The organism is Flavobacterium hydrophilum (genome assembly GCF_003202405.1).
Taxonomy (GTDB): domain Bacteria; phylum Bacteroidota; class Bacteroidia; order Flavobacteriales; family Flavobacteriaceae; genus Flavobacterium; species Flavobacterium hydrophilum.
Genome location: NZ_QJHL01000002.1, coordinates 684,326 through 700,023 on the forward strand (window position 1 = coordinate 684,326; position 15,698 = coordinate 700,023).

Here is a 15,698-nt window from a genome sequence, read left to right on the forward strand (position 1 = left end):
ATGATAAATCCCTTCACCGACGAGTATTTTATGAAGAAAGCTTTACAGGAAGCTGAAATGGCTTTTAATAAAGGCGAAATTCCTGTTGGGGCTGTCATTGTAGTGGCTAATAAAGTAATTGCAAGCAGTCATAATTTGACGGAATTGTTAAATGATGTTACGGCTCATGCCGAAATGCAGTCGATAACCGCAGCTGCTAATTTTCTGGGCGGGAAATATTTAAAGGATTGTACTTTGTATGTCACTTTAGAACCTTGTCAGATGTGTGCCGGTGCGTTGTACTGGAGCCAGATTTCTAAAATTGTTTTTGGAGCCAGAGATGAACAGAGAGGTTTTATGGCTATGGGAACAAAACTGCATCCCAAAACTACTGTCGTTTCCGGTATTATGGCGAATGAAGCTGCCGATTTAATGAAACGTTTTTTTCTGGAAAGACGTAAATAGTCTTATGAAAACCTGAGCCCTAGCCCAGATGGAAGCGGCATCCTTTTTATTCGCTTTTTTGCGAATAAAAAGATATAGCGGACAGCTGGAAATAGCTCCTGATTATTTCTATAATTGCTTGTGAGCTTCAACAAAAGTTAAATAGCAGTCGTACGGAAATTTCTTCTTAAAAATATTTTACTTTTAACATAATTTAAATTACTTTTTACTGTTATGCATTTAATAGTAAACTCTGTTAATTTTATAGTTTCGTAACCCATTAACTCTAAATAAAAGTGAAAACAAAAGGATTAGTTCTCGTGCTTTGTGTGTTTTTTATTTTTCAATCCTGCGGAAGAAAATCAGCTGCAGATTTTAATTCTGATTTTTCACTATTTAAAGAGTATATCACCAGTTTTACAGGCGGAATTGTTTCTTCCGATTCTGATATTCGTGTGGTTTTGGCTTTTGATAAAAACGACTGGAAACCGAATCAGGAACTGGATGACGATTTGTTTGATATTTCTCCAAGTGTAAGCGGAAAAGTGGTAGCACTTTCGACTAATACCTTAGCCTTTATTCCGGAGAAAAAACTAAAACCGGGAACCGAATATCAGGTTACTTTAAACCTGGATAAACTGACAGCCATTCCGAAAGAGAAAGAAGAGGAACTTTCAAAATTCAACTTTACAGTTAAGACCTTTAAACAGGATTTTACCATAAATACGGCTGATATTCAATCGTACAGCAAAGAGTATCAGTATTTGAACTGTGTTTTAAAAACAGCAGATAATATTGATTTGGAAACGGCTAAAAAATTAGTTGAAGCCAAACAAAAAGGGAATGACCTTAAAATTAAGTTTGATAGAAATCCGGTTTCAGGCAAAGAGTTTCATTTTATAATTGACAGTATTCAGCGCTATTCTGAAGCCACAAATCTGGAAATTATTTATGATGGGGATGATTTTGATATTGATCAGAAAGGACAAATCGATTTTCCGATTACAGGTATTAATGAGTTTAAAGTCATAAAAGTTGATGTTCCTGACGGGAATAATCAGTCTGTTGTCATTAATTTCTCTGAACCTCTGGAAAAGGGGCAGGATTTTGCAGGATTGGTTTCAATTCAGAATACCAATAATCTGAAATTTTCTACTCAGGGCAATTTACTGAAAGTTTATTTTACGAATCAAAATGCTCCTAAAAAAGAAGAGCCAATTCCGGTTGTAGTAGAAGAACCTGTTTATGCTACCGTTGATTCTGCTGCAGTTGCTGTAGACTCGGCTTCAGTTGTAGTTGATTCTGCAGCCGCTGCTGTTGAAGAAGTAGAAGTTGTGGAAGAAGTTGTTGAAGCAGAACCGGAACAAGTTGTAACAGGTGAATTGTTGCTGGAGATTTTCCAGGGAATTGAAAGCCAGTACGGAAAAAAATTAGAAGCAAATTACTCAGAGAAGATCTCTTTTGATCAGATAAAACCAAATGTTCGTTTTATTAAAAACGGAACGATTCTGCCAAGTTCAAATAATTTAAAATTAAATTTTGAAGCAGTAAACCTTAGCGCAGTTGACGTAAAGGTTTATAAAATTTACAAAAATAATATTCTGCAGTTTCTTCAATATAATGAATTAAACGGAGCACAAAATCTCAAAAAAGTCGCTCAGCCAATCGCCAAAACAACCCTGAATTTAAAGGAAAGTACATTGGTAAATTTAACCAAATGGAATACGTACGCCTTAGATTTATCTAAAATCATAAAACCGGAACCGGGTGCGATTTACAGAGTGGAATTTGAATACAAAAGAAAATATTCGTTATACAAATGTGAAACTTCAGACGAAGATTCAAATCAGGAAGAGGAAGAAGAGGTTGATGAAAATGATGTAAACTATAGCGGCAATTCGTATGACGATTACTATTATGATGATTATGACTGGAGAGAAAGCCAGGATCCATGCACAGGCTCTTATTATTATAATGCTAAAATCGCAACTAATATTCTGGCGACAGATTTAGGTGTAATTGCCAAAAGAGGCGAAAATAAGTCGTATTTATTCGCAGTAAATAATATTGTAACAACAGAGCCGGTTTCGAATGCTAGAGTGGATTTATACAATTTTCAACAGCAAAAAATTGCCAGTGAAGCAACCAGCAGTGAAGGGATTGCATCTTTTCAACTGGATAAATTCGCCTATTTTGCTATTGTTACTTTAGGAGATCAATCGACTTATGTGAAGCTGGATGACGGGCTTTCATTGTCAGTCAGTAATTTTGATGTTGCCGGTGAAACCCTTCAAAAAGGATTAAAAGGTTTTATTTACGGAGAGCGCGGAGTCTGGCGTCCGGGAGATAATTTGTATTTGTCTTTTATTTTAAATGATGCTTCGAACAAATTGCCAAAATCACATCCAATCAAATTCAGACTGAATGATCCTAACGGAAAAACGGTTTATCAGACTGTTCAAAAAACAAATGAACTAAATCATTATGCGTTTACGGTTCCTACAAATGCAGATGCTCCAACTGGAAACTGGGAAGCGATGGTGAGTGTTGGTGGTGCTAAATTTTACAAAAGCATTAAAATTGAAACGATCAAGCCAAATCGTTTAAAAATTAAAAATACGTTTAGCAGAAAAACACTTTCGTCATCATATCCAAATACAGATAATCTGGAAGTGACATGGCTGCACGGTGCAATTGCTAAAAATCTGAATGTAGAAATGCAGGCAAAATTTTCTCAGCAAACGACGACTTTTAAAGGATATGAGAAATTTAGTTTTGATGATTTAGTGCGCCAGTTCAGTACAGAAGAAATTAATGTTTTTTCTGGGAAATTAAACGAAAGCGGAAAAGCTTCGGTAAATATTGAGCCAAAATTACAAGGTCAGGCGCCAGGAATGCTTCGTGCTTCATTCATTACAAAAGTTTATGAAGAAGGAGGAGATTTTAGTACTGATGTGATGTCAACAACTTATTCGCCTTATAAAACGTATGTCGGAATTAAGTCGCCTGAACCTAATAAATACGGAATGCTGGAAACCAGAACCAATAATCGTTTTGAAGTGGTAACGGTTGATGAAAACGGAAGGCCAAAATCAGTTCGAAATCTGGAAGTAAGGATTTATAAAGTAGAATGGAGATGGTGGTGGGATTCTTCGAGTGATAATTTATCGAATTACAATTCGTCGAATGCTACAACATCCTATAAATCCACTATAATAAATACCGATTCCAGTGGAAGGGGAAGTTTTCAGTTTGCTTTAACGGATGAAGAGTGGGGACGCTATCTAATTCGAGTAGAAGATCAGCAAGATGGTCATGCGACTTCTTTAACCGTAAATATTGACTGGCCAATCTGGTCCGGAAAAACGAGAAACAGAGATGCTTCTACAGCCAATATGCTGGTTTTTTCTACAGATAAAAAGAATTATGCAGTAGGTGAAAAAGCACAGATTTCTTTCCCTTCGAGTGAAGGCGGACGTGCTTTAATTTCGATCGAGAACGGATCAAAAGTAATACAGACCATTTGGGCGGAAACTAAAAAAGGTGAAACAAAAGTTGAGGTTCCAATTACAGGAGCCATGGCGCCAAACGTCTATTTTAACATCACGTTATTACAGCCTCATGCTTCAACCAAAAACGATTCACCTATTCGTATGTACGGAATTGTTCCGATTGAGGTAGTGGATAAAAATACTATTTTGGCTCCAACACTTTCAATGCCTGATGTTCTAAAACCGGAGCAGAATTTTACAGTTAAAGTGGGAGAAAAATCAGGTAAAGAAATGACCTATACAATCGCGGTTGTAGATGAAGGACTTTTGGATTTAACCCGTTTTAAAACACCAAATGCCTGGGATAGCTTCTATGTTCGTGAAGCTTTAGGCGTAAAAACCTGGGATATTTATGATGATGTAATCGGAGCTTATGGTGGAAAAATAAACCAGATTTTCAGTATTGGTGGTGATCAGGATTTAGGCGGCGGAAAAGCGAAGAAAGCCAACCGTTTTAAACCTGTTGTATTATACTACGGACCGTTTAAATTAGGAAAAGGAGAAACGAAATCCCATCAGTTAAAATTGCCGAAATATATTGGTTCGGTCCGAACAATGGTTGTGGCAGGAGACGCGAATACAAGCGCTTACGGAAGTGTTGAAAAAGCAACTCCGGTAAAAAGTCCGCTGATGGTTTTGGCTTCATTGCCACGAAAAATTTCACCATCAGAGAAAGTAACGCTTCCGGTAACGATTTTTGCAACTGAAAATAAAATCAAAAATGTTTCAGTTCAGGTAAAAACAAGCAACGGATTGAGAGTTATTGGAAGCGCGGTTCAGAGATTGAAATTCAAACAGCCTGATGAAAAAATGGCTTATTTTAATTTGGTTGTAGGATCTGCAACCGGAATTGCAAAAGTTCAGGTAATTGCGACTTCAGGAAGCGAGAAATCAGTTTATGATGTTGAAATCGATATGACAAATCCAAATCCGGTTACGAGTACTTTTACGGATGTTGTTCTAACGCCAAACAGTACTAAAACAATTTCATGGAAAACGTTTGGAATTGCGGGAAGTAATAAAGCAAGACTGGAAGTTTCGTCAATGCCTTCAATGAATTTGAATGGAAGATTACAATTCTTAATTCAATATCCTCATGGTTGCGTTGAACAAACAACTTCATCAGTTTTTCCACAATTGTACTTAGGAGATGTTGCGGATATTGATACGAAACGAAAAGATCTGATTCAGAAAAATATTGCTGCAGGAATTGCGAGATTGGGCAATTTTCAATTGTCAAATGGTGGAATGCCGTATTGGCAAGGAAATGCAATTGCAGATGACTGGGGAACTTCTTATGCCGGACATTTCTTAATTGAAGCAGAGAAAAAAGGATATGTATTACCGATTAATTTCAAATCAAAATGGCTGGGATATCAGCAACGCGAAGCAAAACAATGGCGTTTTGAACCGAAATATGGAAATGATTTAGCTCAGGCCTATCGTTTGTACACTTTGGCTTTAGCAGGAAATGCCGATTTATCAGCAATGAACAGGTTGAGAGAAACAAAAGGGATTTCAAACGAAAGTATGCTTCGTTTAGCTGCAGCCTATGTTTTAGCAGGTCAGAAATCAGCTGGACAAAGCCTATTTTTACGTACCAGTATTGATGGAAGTTCAGATGGCTACAGTTATTACTATTATGGATCAAGTGAGAGAAACAGGGCAATGGCTCTGGAAACGATGCTTCTTTTAGGACAGAAGCAAAAAGCTTTTACAACAGCCGTAAAACTGGCGAAAGAAATGTCGGCCAATCAATGGATGAGTACGCAGACAACGGCTTATTGTTTGTATGCAATGTCGAAATTTGCGGTGACTAACGGTCCAAAAGGAATCAATATTCAATTTAGTAAAAACGGAAAAGGAGAAACCATCAACACAGGTAAATCGGTTGCAGATCGTAGTTTGTCAGTTACTTCAGGAGCAAATAGTATTACGCTGAAAAACAATAAAGCGAATACAGTTTATGTTCGCGTATTGAATACCGGAATATTGCCAATCGGTCAGGAAAATGCAGTTCAGAGCGATGTTACGGCTTCTATTGTTTTCAAAAACAGAAAAGGAAGTATCATTAATGTTTCGAGAATCAATCAGGGAACTGAGTTTGTTGCCGAGGTTACGATTAAAAATCAAAGAGGAGAGAGCGTTCAAAACGTAGCGCTATCTCAAATTCTGCCTTCAGGATTTGAAATTGTAAATACGCGTTTCACCGATTATGGAGATGCTGTGAATAACATTGCAGATTATATTGATATCCGCGATGACAGAACGAATTTCTATTTCGGAATGAAATCCAGAGAAACCAAAGTTTTCCGTATTCTGTTAAACGCATCTTATCTAGGGAATTATTATCTGCCGGGATTACAATGCGAAGCAATGTACGATAATACATTCTTAGCAAGAACAAAAGGCTTCTGGGTTGAGGTTGTGAAATAAAATAATCAGCCATAGATTACACGGATTAAAAGGATTTTTGAAACTGTGAACTTTGTGGTATATAAGTTTCTCGCAGATTTGCTTCGCCTGTTCGCTGTCGCTCGGGTTGCAGATCAGGCAGATAAAAATAAAATCTGCGGAATCTGCGGAATCGGCGAGCAAAAAAAACTTTGTGAACTTTGCGAATAACTTAGCGCCTTTGCGGTTAAATAATTACTACGTTGAAAAATAAAATTATAGCGTTCTTTCAGCGCATTATAAATTGGATCAAAAAAAACAAAATCAAATCAGCAATTGCATTTCTGCTCTTGCTGATTTACTATTTTTCCCTTCCCCGAACATTATTCAAAGAACCCTATTCGACCGTTATAGAAAGCAAAGAAGGAGAACTGCTTGGCGCGAAAATAGCTGATGACGGACAATGGCGTTTTCCTGCACAGGATAGCGTTCCGGACAAATTCAAAAAATGTATTGTTTATTTTGAAGATGAGTATTTCTATAAACATCCCGGTTTCAATCCTGGTGCAATGGTTAATGCTTTTAAACAAAATAAAAAAGCAGGAAAAGTAGTTAGAGGAGGAAGTACATTAACGCAACAAGTTATTCGATTATCCCGCAAAGGAAAAAACAGAACCTATTTCGAAAAAATAATAGAAATTATTTTGGCAACCCGATTAGAATTAGGTTATTCTAAAAATGAAATTCTCGAAATGTACGCAGCACACGCACCATTTGGAGGAAATGTAGTTGGACTGGAAATGGCTTCATGGCGTTATTTTGGTGTTCAATCCAACCAATTGTCATGGGCAGAAAATGCTGTTTTGGCTGTTTTGCCAAATGCACCAAGTCTGATTTATCCGGGAAAGAATCAAATTAAATTATTAAACAAACGGAACCGGCTTCTATTAAAACTGAATCAGGAAGGCATAATCGACAAGCAGACGTATGAACTTTCGATAGAAGAGCCTTTGCCGCAAAAACCTTATAATCTTCCACAAATTGCACCGCATTTATTGCAGAGAGCAGCTAAAAATGAAGAAGGAATAAGAGTAAAAACCACAATTGATTATGCTCTTCAAAACAGAGTTAATCAAATAGCACGATATTATTACAATCAATACAAGCAGAATGAAGTTCATAATCTGGCAATTTTGGTGATTGATGTTCAAAGCAGAAATGTAATGAGCTATGTTGGAAATTCTCCGGCTGATGCAGATCATCAAAAAGATGTTGATATTATTGATGCGCCAAGAAGTACAGGAAGTATTTTAAAACCGCTTTTGTATGCCGCAATGCTTGATGATGGTGAATTATTGCCTAATACTTTAATTGCTGATATTCCAACGCAGATTTCAGGTTATACACCGCAGAATTTTAATTTGACTTTTGACGGAGCTGTTCCGGCACATCGGGCATTGTCACGTTCGCTAAATATTCCGGCGGTTTTAATGCTTCAGGATTTTGGTGTAAATAAATTTTACGAAGAATTGCAGAAATTCAAATTGAAGAACATCAATAAAACACCGGATCATTACGGTTTATCACTTATTTTGGGTGGTGCTGAAAGTAATTTGTGGGATTTATGCCGAACGTATGCCAATCTTTCATCAACGGTTAATTATTTCAATAAAAACAAAGGTCAATACAGAACCAATGAGTTTTCTGAGCTCAATTATAAAAACGACTTTAAACCCGATTTTGGTTCAGAAACCAATCAGAAGAATATTTTGAGCGCAGGATCAATTTGGCTGACTTACAATGCAATGGAAGAGGTGAATAGACCGGAAGGAGACGAAGCCTGGAAGTTTTATGACAGTTCGCTTAAAATTGCGTGGAAAACCGGAACCAGTTTTGGAAATCGGGATGCGTGGGCTATTGGAACCAATTCCAGATATGTGGTTGGAATCTGGGTTGGAAATGCAACGGGAGAAGGACGTCCGACTTTAACAGGAGTGACAAGCGCAGCACCTATATTGTTTGATGTTTTTAATTTACTGCCAAGACAAAGATGGTTTGATACTCCATACAATGATTTGGCTGAAGTTGAGGTTTGCCGATTGAGTGGTTATCTGGCAAAAGATAATTGTCCGAAAATCAAACAATGGGTTTCTAAAAAAGGGAAATCGACAAAAGTTTGTCCGTATCATAAAACGGTACATTTAGATAAAACAGAGCAGTTTCAGGTCAACAGCAGCTGTGAAAGCATAGACAATATTATCACTAAAAGTTGGTTTGTTTTGCCTCCGGTTATGGCCTGGTATTATAAAAGCCAGCATATTGAGTATTTGCCTTTGCCGCCTTTTAAAGAAGGTTGCGAAGGTATTCAATCTAAAACAATGGATTTTATTTATCCGAAAGCAAACAGTAAAATTTATTTAACGAAGGATTTTAATAGTAATGTACAGCCCGTAATTTTAAAAGTTGCTTATTCTGAAAGAGATAAAGAGTTGTTTTGGTATGTCGATAATGTTTACAAAGCCACAACCAAAACATTTCATGAATTACCTATTACTCCAACTTCGGGAATACATTATGTTACGGTTGTTGATGTTTCGGGGAATGAAATCAGAAGAAGGATTGAGATTGTGAGAGAATAAATTTTAAAAGGAAATTTTATTTTTTGAAATTGTTTCGCCTGTTAGCGTTCGCTCGGGCTCAAATTCCTAAATCAATGATACTTTGATGAATTAAAGTTTGTTATGAAAATGATTGCCTAGCCCAGATAGGAGTGGTATCCTTTTTCTGGCTCCTTTAGCCAGGAAAAGATACAAGCGGATAGCTGGAAATTGCTTCTAATAAAACAAATTTCAATTTTGAAGTCCCAAATCTCAAAGTCAAATGTAAAATGAGATTGCTTCGTTCCTCGCAATGACGCATAAAAAAACCGCCAATCTCACGAAAGGCGGTTTTTGTTTTTATTCTGAAATAACATTTCCTTTATTATCATAGAAATGATATTCTAAGTACGTGTAAGCGTCACGAGGTATGATTTTCACCCATTTCTTATGCTCAAAAAACCATTTTGAACGTAAGGATGGAAAACCTTTACTGAGGTAAGCAGCCACAAACGGATGTACATTAAGCACAACATTTTTGTGGGTTTTTAAAAGTCGGTCTAAATCCAGTGCGATTTTATCAATGATTAAAATTGGAGCTTCAATTTCGCCATTTTCATTGTTTGGATCTTCTTCTCTGGTTTTAATATTAACTTCTGGTCTTACGCGCTGTCTTGTAATTTGAACCAAGCCAAATTTACTAGGCGGTAATATTTTATGTTTTGCTTTATCGTCGCTCATTTCTTCTCGCAAGAAGTCGAACAAAACTTTCCTGTTTTCAGGATTAGACATATCGATAAAATCAACTACGATTATTCCGCCCATATCACGCAGACGAAGTTGTCTTGCGATTTCAGCGGCGGCAATCATATTTACTTCCATGGCGGTATCTTCCTGATTGGTCGCTTTATTAGAGCGGTTTCCGCTGTTTACGTCTATAACGTGAAGAGCTTCAGTGTGTTCGATAATAAGATAAGCGCCTTTGCTCATCGAAACCGTTCTTCCAAATGAAGTTTTGATTTGTCTCTCTATATTGTATTTCTCAAAAATCGGAGTGTCGTTTGATTGATAAAACTTCACAATTGATTGTTTTGAAGGTGCAATTTCCTGCAGGTAATCCTTCGTTTGATGGTACAACTCTTCATCATCTATCTGAATACCGCTAAAGGTATCGTTGAAAACATCTCTTAGTATTGAAGAAGCTCTGTTAAGCTCTCCTAGTACTTTGGATGGATGATGAGCAGTTGGTAATTTTTTACACATTGCAGTCCATCTGCCAAGCAGGTTCTGCAAATCTTTTTCTAATTCGGCTGTATTTTTGCCTTCGGCTACTGTGCGAACAATAACACCAAATCCTTTAGGTTTGATCGATAATACAAGTTTTTTTAGGCGATCCTTTTCTTTTTTGTCTTCTATTTTTTGTGAAATAGAAACACGGTCAGAAAACGGAACCAGAACAATAAATCTTCCTGCCAATGAAAGCTCAGCGCTTATTCTTGGACCTTTGGTAGATATAGGTTCTTTTACAACTTGTACTAAGACAGATTGATTGGCACTTAAAATATCAGTAATGATGCCATCTTTGTCAATCTCTTTTTCAAACTGAAAGGTTTTTAGGGAGAAATCTTTTAATTTACCTGCGCTTACAAGTTTTATGAATTTCAGTTGGGAAGCTAAGTTAGGTCCTAAATCGTGATAATGTAAAAAAGCATCTTTTTCGAAGCCTACATTTACAAAAGCAGCATTAAGTCCGGCAACTGGTTTTCGTATTTTGGCAATAAAAATATCACCAACCTGAAAGTTGCTTGTTTCTTGTTCTTTGTGTAATTCAATTAGTTTTCCATCTTTTAATAAGGCAAAATCTACTGCTTCAGAACCAGACCTAATGATCAATTCTTTATTCACTCTGTAAATTTTTATCCAGACTTTTAGTTTCAAGTTTTAGGTTTCAGGTTTCAAGTTTTATAACTCATAACTCATAACTCCATAACTCATAACTGAATTGTAAGGATGGATTAAACAATATTTTAACAGGTATTGAACCCGGGGAAAAGTTAGATTTTAGAAAATTAGATTTTTAGATTTAAAGAAAATTTCTTTTGTCTAACTGATCTAAGTAGTCTAAGATGTCTGCTTTTCAATTTCAATGAACGGTTAAAAAGAAAAAAGTAGTTTAAAACTACTTTTTCTTTTTGTGACGGTTAGCTCTCGCTCTTTTCTTTCTTTTGTGAGTAGCTACCTTATGTCTCTTTCTTTTTTTACCACTTGGCATATCGTATCGATTTTATGATTAATTAATAGTATTATTTTGCTTCGTTATTTGTTTTTACTCCCTCTACAAATACTTTTGCAGGTTTAAAAGCAGGAATATTGTGTGCAGGAATTTTGATTGTGGTATTTTTAGAAATGTTTCTTCCTGTCTTTTCAGCTCTTGTTTTTACGATGAAACTTCCAAAACCTCTAAGATAAACATTATCTCCAGTTTCCAAAGAAGTTTTTACTTCTTCCATAAAAGTTTCTACTGTTGCCTGAACATCTCCTTTTTCAAGACCTAGTTTCTCTGAAATCTTTGCTACGATATCTGCTTTCGTCATTTTCTTTCCTATTTTTATTTTATAAATGATGTACTATTTTTTTGAGTTTGCAAATATAGGAATTAAATAAATAATTAATCAAGCTAATTCGTTAAATTTTAATTACATAAACATTTACTTTTGCATTCTAAGTATTTTGCAATGAAATTTCATAACCTCTTGATAAAATGGTATTTACAAAACAAACGTGATTTGCCGTGGCGAAAAACTGTCAATCCGTACCATATTTGGCTCTCAGAAATTATGCTGCAACAGACAAGAGTAGCACAGGGAATGCCTTATTTTTTTTCTTTTACTGAGGAATTTCCTACCGTGTTTGATTTGGCAAATGCCGATGAACAGAAAGTTTTAAAACTTTGGCAGGGATTAGGGTATTATTCCCGTGCCCGAAATTTGCATAAAACGGCTCAATATATAGCAAATGATTTAAATGGCGTTTTTCCGGCTACTTATAATGATTTGCTGAAATTAAAAGGAGTTGGCGAATATACCGCTGCAGCGATTGCTTCTTTTTCTTATAATGAAGCTGTTCCGGTTGTTGATGGAAATGTATTTAGGGTTCTTTCGCGTTATTTTGATATCGAATCCGATATAGCTTTGCCGGCAACCAAAAAAGAATTTACTACGCTTGCAAAAGAATTAATGCCAAAAAACAACCCGGCAATTTTTAATCAGGCAATTATGGAATTTGGTGCTTTGCAATGTGTTCCTAAAAATCCGAATTGTTATGTTTGTGTCTTTAATATAAGCTGTCTGGCCTTGCAAAAAAAGAAAGTGGATTTTTTACCAGTAAAATCTAAAAAACTAAAAATCACAAACCGCTTTTTTAATTACCTTATTTTAGAAGATGTTTTAGTGAATACTTTAATTCAAAAAAGAACTTCAAAAGGTATTTGGCATAATTTATATGAATTTCCTTTGGTGGAAACGGATGAAATTGTCGATTTTGATTTTATTTCAAAAACAATTCAGGATGGTATTTTGTCTTCTTACACTGTTAAAAGTATTGAGGAATGTTCATATGCTACTGTAATTCACAAACTTTCACATCAGCATTTACATATTCAGTTCTGGAAAATAAAAATTGACGGAATAATTCCTAATGGGGTGAATTATAGTGATTTAAAAACATTTCCATTTCCTATTGCTATTTATAATTTTATTGAAAAGGAAGAAATATGTCGTTAAAAAAAATGTATCTTTGATATACACAAATGCTATATCATGAACGGAACATTAAACAAAGTGATGTTGATTGGCCATTTGGGCGACGATGTTAAAATGCATTATTTTGACGGAGGTAACTGCATCGGCCGCTTTCAGTTGGCAACAAACGAAGTGTATATCAATAAAACAACAAACGAAAAGATTACCTCTACAGAGTGGCATAATTTGGTTGTACGCAATAAAGCTGCTGAAATCTGTGAAAAATATTTGTCAAAAGGAGACAAAATATATATTGAAGGCCGCATAAAATCAAGGCAATGGCAGGCTGAAGACGGAACTACAAAATATACAACCGAAATTCAGGTAACCGAATTCACTTTTCTGACAACCAAAAAAGAAACAGAACACAAACTTCATCAGGCTCCTGAATCGCCAAAAAACACTAACTTTGAAAATCCTAATGAAGGCTTACCTATTAATGACTTGCCTTTTTAATTGTTTAACTAATTTTTTTCAATTTGGACCCGGAGCCCAGTTTATTTTTTGCATCTGCTGACAACAATTTAATTATTGGTTTTGTCGGAATATTTATTCTGCTCTTTTTATCAGCGATAGTTTCAGGTGCTGAAGTTGCTTTTTTTTCCTTGTCCCAAAAAGATATTGATGATACGTTACAGGAAAATAATCCGAAAGGGAAAATCATTTCGGGCCTTTTAGACAAACCCAAAAAACTCTTAGCAACATTGTTGGTTGCCAATAATTTTCTAAATATTGGAGTAGTTGTTATGTTTTCTTTTATCGGCAGGAATATTTTTGAGACTGTTAATTCTGCTTTATTAAAATTTATCTTAGAAGTAATTCTTGTTACCTTTTTAATTTTACTTTTTGGAGAAATAATTCCTAAAGTTTATGCAAGCCGAAATAATGTGAAATTTGCCAAACGGGTGGTTTATCCAATTGCTTTTTTAGATAAATTACTTTCTCCGGTAAGTTTGCCAATGCGTTCAGTTACCTTATATTTGTACAATAAATTAGGAAAACAAAAAACAAATTTCTCTGTCGATCAGCTTTCACAGGCATTAGAACTTACAGATTCTGAAGGAACATCCAGCGAAGAACAAAAAATATTAGAAGGGATTGTTTCTTTTGGAAATACAGATACCAAGCAGGTAATGAGTCCCAGAATTGACATTTTTGCATTAGAAATATCCGAATCTTTTGAAGTAATTTATCCAAAGATAATTGAGAAAGGATTTTCGAGAATTCCGGTTTATCGGGATAATATTGACCAGATTGAAGGAGTTTTATTTGTTAAGGATTTATTGCCTCATATTGATAAAACCGAATTTGACTGGACAACTTTAGTAAGAGAAGCTTTTTTTGTTCCTGAGAATAAAAAATTAGATAATCTGCTGAAAGATTTTCAGGGTTTGAAAAGTCATTTGGCGATTGTAGTTGATGAGTATGGCGGGACATCAGGTTTAGTTTCTTTAGAGGATGTGATTGAAGAAATTGTAGGCGATATCAGTGATGAGTTTGATGATGAAAATCTAAATTACTCTCAAATAGACGAGAAAAATTTTCTTTTTGAAGGAAAGATTAATTTAAAGGATTTCTACAGAATTTTAGAAGTTGATGAGGAAATTTTCGAATCTTACAAAGGTGAAGCCGAGACACTGGCGGGATTCATTTTAGAGATTTTAGGTAATTTTCCGAAAAAAAATCAAAAAATACCGTTTGAAAATTGTGTTTTTACTATAGAAGCTGTTGATAACAAACGGGTAAAACAAATAAAAGTAACAATAGAATAATGTTTAAAAAAATAATTTATGCAGTCACTATTTTAGTAGTATTAACATTGGTGAGTTGTAAAGATGATGTGTTGCCAAAACCGGCTGGTTTTCTGCGTTTAGATTATCCGGAAGCAAAATATGTAAATTTTCAGAACACCTGTCCTTTTTCTTTTCAAATGAATGAGGCAGCAGTAATTAAAGGCGAAAAGGAATGTGGCTTTGCCATTACATATCCAAAAATGAAAGCGACTATTTATTTGACTTATAAACCTGTAAATAACAATATAGATAAGCTGCTTAGAGATGCTCAAAAGCTAACCTATGAGCATGTTATCAAGGCCGATGATATATTAGAGCAACCCTATTTGAATCCTGAAAAAAAAGTTTACGGCATGTTCTATCAGGTAAACGGAAACGCAGCAACCAACTCACAATTTTATGTGACAGACAGTACGAAGCATTTCATTACAGGTTCGGTTTATTTTTACAGTAAGCCAAATTTTGATTCAATTATGCCTGCAGCAAGTTATATCAAAAATGATATGCAGAGGCTTATGGAGACTTTAAAATGGAAATAAAATTACAACAAAGGCGTTCAATTTTGAGCGCCTTTTGTTTGAAATATCAGCTATTAATATTTATTATGCTGTAAATGCTTCTTTTATGAATTTTTGAAGACCTTCTTCTTCAAGTATTTCAATTGAGAATTCTCCAAAACGCTTTGGAAGCCAAATAATTCTAACTCCGCTGGGAGAATTAAGGCTTTCCCGTGATAAAGGATTTCCGTTTTCGTCCTCTGGCTGAACTCCGTAGGAGATCAATTCATCAAACGCAGCTTCAATGTCAGGAGTAGAATAGCAGTGGCGATATATCGTTCCTTCACCTTTGGAGTCTAATAGATTTTTTAAATTTCCTGAAAAAGGTTCTACAAGCATAAATCGTTCCTGGCCAATTTTTACAACAGCATATGTGACATGAAGCTCATCTCTTTTCCAGATGAATTTTTTTGAGATCTCAGCACCCAGTGTTTTTGCGTAATAATTGCAGGCTGATTCAAGGTCATTAACTAAAATATCGATATGACTAAACTTAAGATCCATTCTTTTTATTGTTGAGCGTAAATTGAAATATAATTCTGAAAGCAATTTAGAAAAAAAAGACAGTAGTAAACCTGAGTTT

10 protein-coding genes are annotated in these 15,698 nt (G+C 35.4%); 7 read left to right on the top strand and 3 right to left on the bottom strand.

The genetic code is table 11. The features are described 5' to 3' along the window. From DMB68_RS12080 to pbpC, 3 genes are all read left to right on the top strand, one after another. Nucleotides 1-444, top strand: a complete 444-nt coding sequence (locus DMB68_RS12080; RefSeq protein ID WP_110346910.1) for a nucleoside deaminase — start codon at nucleotides 1-3, stop codon at nucleotides 442-444. A gap of 275 nt (nucleotides 445-719) precedes the next feature. Continuing rightward, nucleotides 720-6,410: an alpha-2-macroglobulin family protein gene (locus DMB68_RS12085; protein ID WP_110346911.1), complete on the top strand. Its 5,691-nt coding sequence runs from the start codon at nucleotides 720-722 to the stop codon at nucleotides 6,408-6,410. Nucleotides 6,411-6,631: 221 nt separating this feature from the next. Then, on the top strand, nucleotides 6,632-9,007 hold the full coding sequence (gene pbpC / locus DMB68_RS12090; RefSeq protein ID WP_110346912.1) for a penicillin-binding protein 1C: 2,376 nt from the start codon (nucleotides 6,632-6,634) through the stop codon (nucleotides 9,005-9,007). A 318-nt stretch (nucleotides 9,008-9,325) separates the two neighbouring features. Here the strand turns inward: pbpC and DMB68_RS12095 are convergent, their stop codons facing one another. Together DMB68_RS12095 and DMB68_RS12100 are read right to left on the bottom strand one after the other, a co-directional pair. Beyond that, nucleotides 9,326-10,870, bottom strand: coding sequence for an Rne/Rng family ribonuclease (locus DMB68_RS12095; RefSeq protein WP_110347093.1), 1,545 nt, complete (start codon nucleotides 10,868-10,870; stop codon nucleotides 9,326-9,328). A 398-nt stretch (nucleotides 10,871-11,268) separates the two neighbouring features. Further along, on the bottom strand, nucleotides 11,269-11,571 hold the full coding sequence (locus DMB68_RS12100; protein ID WP_255347995.1) for an HU family DNA-binding protein: 303 nt from the start codon (nucleotides 11,569-11,571) through the stop codon (nucleotides 11,269-11,271). A 129-nt stretch (nucleotides 11,572-11,700) separates the two neighbouring features. Here DMB68_RS12100 and mutY point away from each other — a divergent pair, with 129 nt between their 5' ends. The 4 genes from mutY to gldD are packed head-to-tail and all read left to right on the top strand — an operon-like array spanning nucleotide 11,701 to nucleotide 15,097. Then, complete coding sequence (gene mutY, locus DMB68_RS12105; protein WP_110346913.1) at nucleotides 11,701-12,747, top strand: A/G-specific adenine glycosylase; 1,047 nt, start codon at nucleotides 11,701-11,703, stop codon at nucleotides 12,745-12,747. A 36-nt stretch (nucleotides 12,748-12,783) separates the two neighbouring features. After that, nucleotides 12,784-13,221, top strand: a complete 438-nt coding sequence (locus DMB68_RS12110) for a single-stranded DNA-binding protein (RefSeq protein ID WP_110346914.1) — start codon at nucleotides 12,784-12,786, stop codon at nucleotides 13,219-13,221. A 23-nt stretch (nucleotides 13,222-13,244) separates the two neighbouring features. Next, nucleotides 13,245-14,537 carry a gliding motility-associated protein GldE gene (locus DMB68_RS12115; RefSeq protein ID WP_110346915.1) on the top strand — a complete coding sequence of 431 codons (1,293 nt, stop codon included), beginning with the start codon at nucleotides 13,245-13,247 and terminating at the stop codon, nucleotides 14,535-14,537. Continuing rightward, nucleotides 14,537-15,097, top strand: coding sequence for a gliding motility lipoprotein GldD (gldD, locus tag DMB68_RS12120; RefSeq protein ID WP_110346916.1), 561 nt, complete (start codon nucleotides 14,537-14,539; stop codon nucleotides 15,095-15,097). The genes DMB68_RS12115 and gldD overlap by 1 nt, the downstream gene beginning before the upstream one ends. Nucleotides 15,098-15,160: 63 nt before the next feature. On the opposite strand, the gene DMB68_RS12125 is transcribed toward gldD, so the two are convergent. Next, nucleotides 15,161-15,619 (bottom strand): VOC family protein, encoded by a 459-nt coding sequence (locus tag DMB68_RS12125; RefSeq protein ID WP_110346917.1) that lies wholly within the window; start codon nucleotides 15,617-15,619, stop codon nucleotides 15,161-15,163. Nucleotides 15,620-15,698 lie beyond the last annotated feature (79 nt).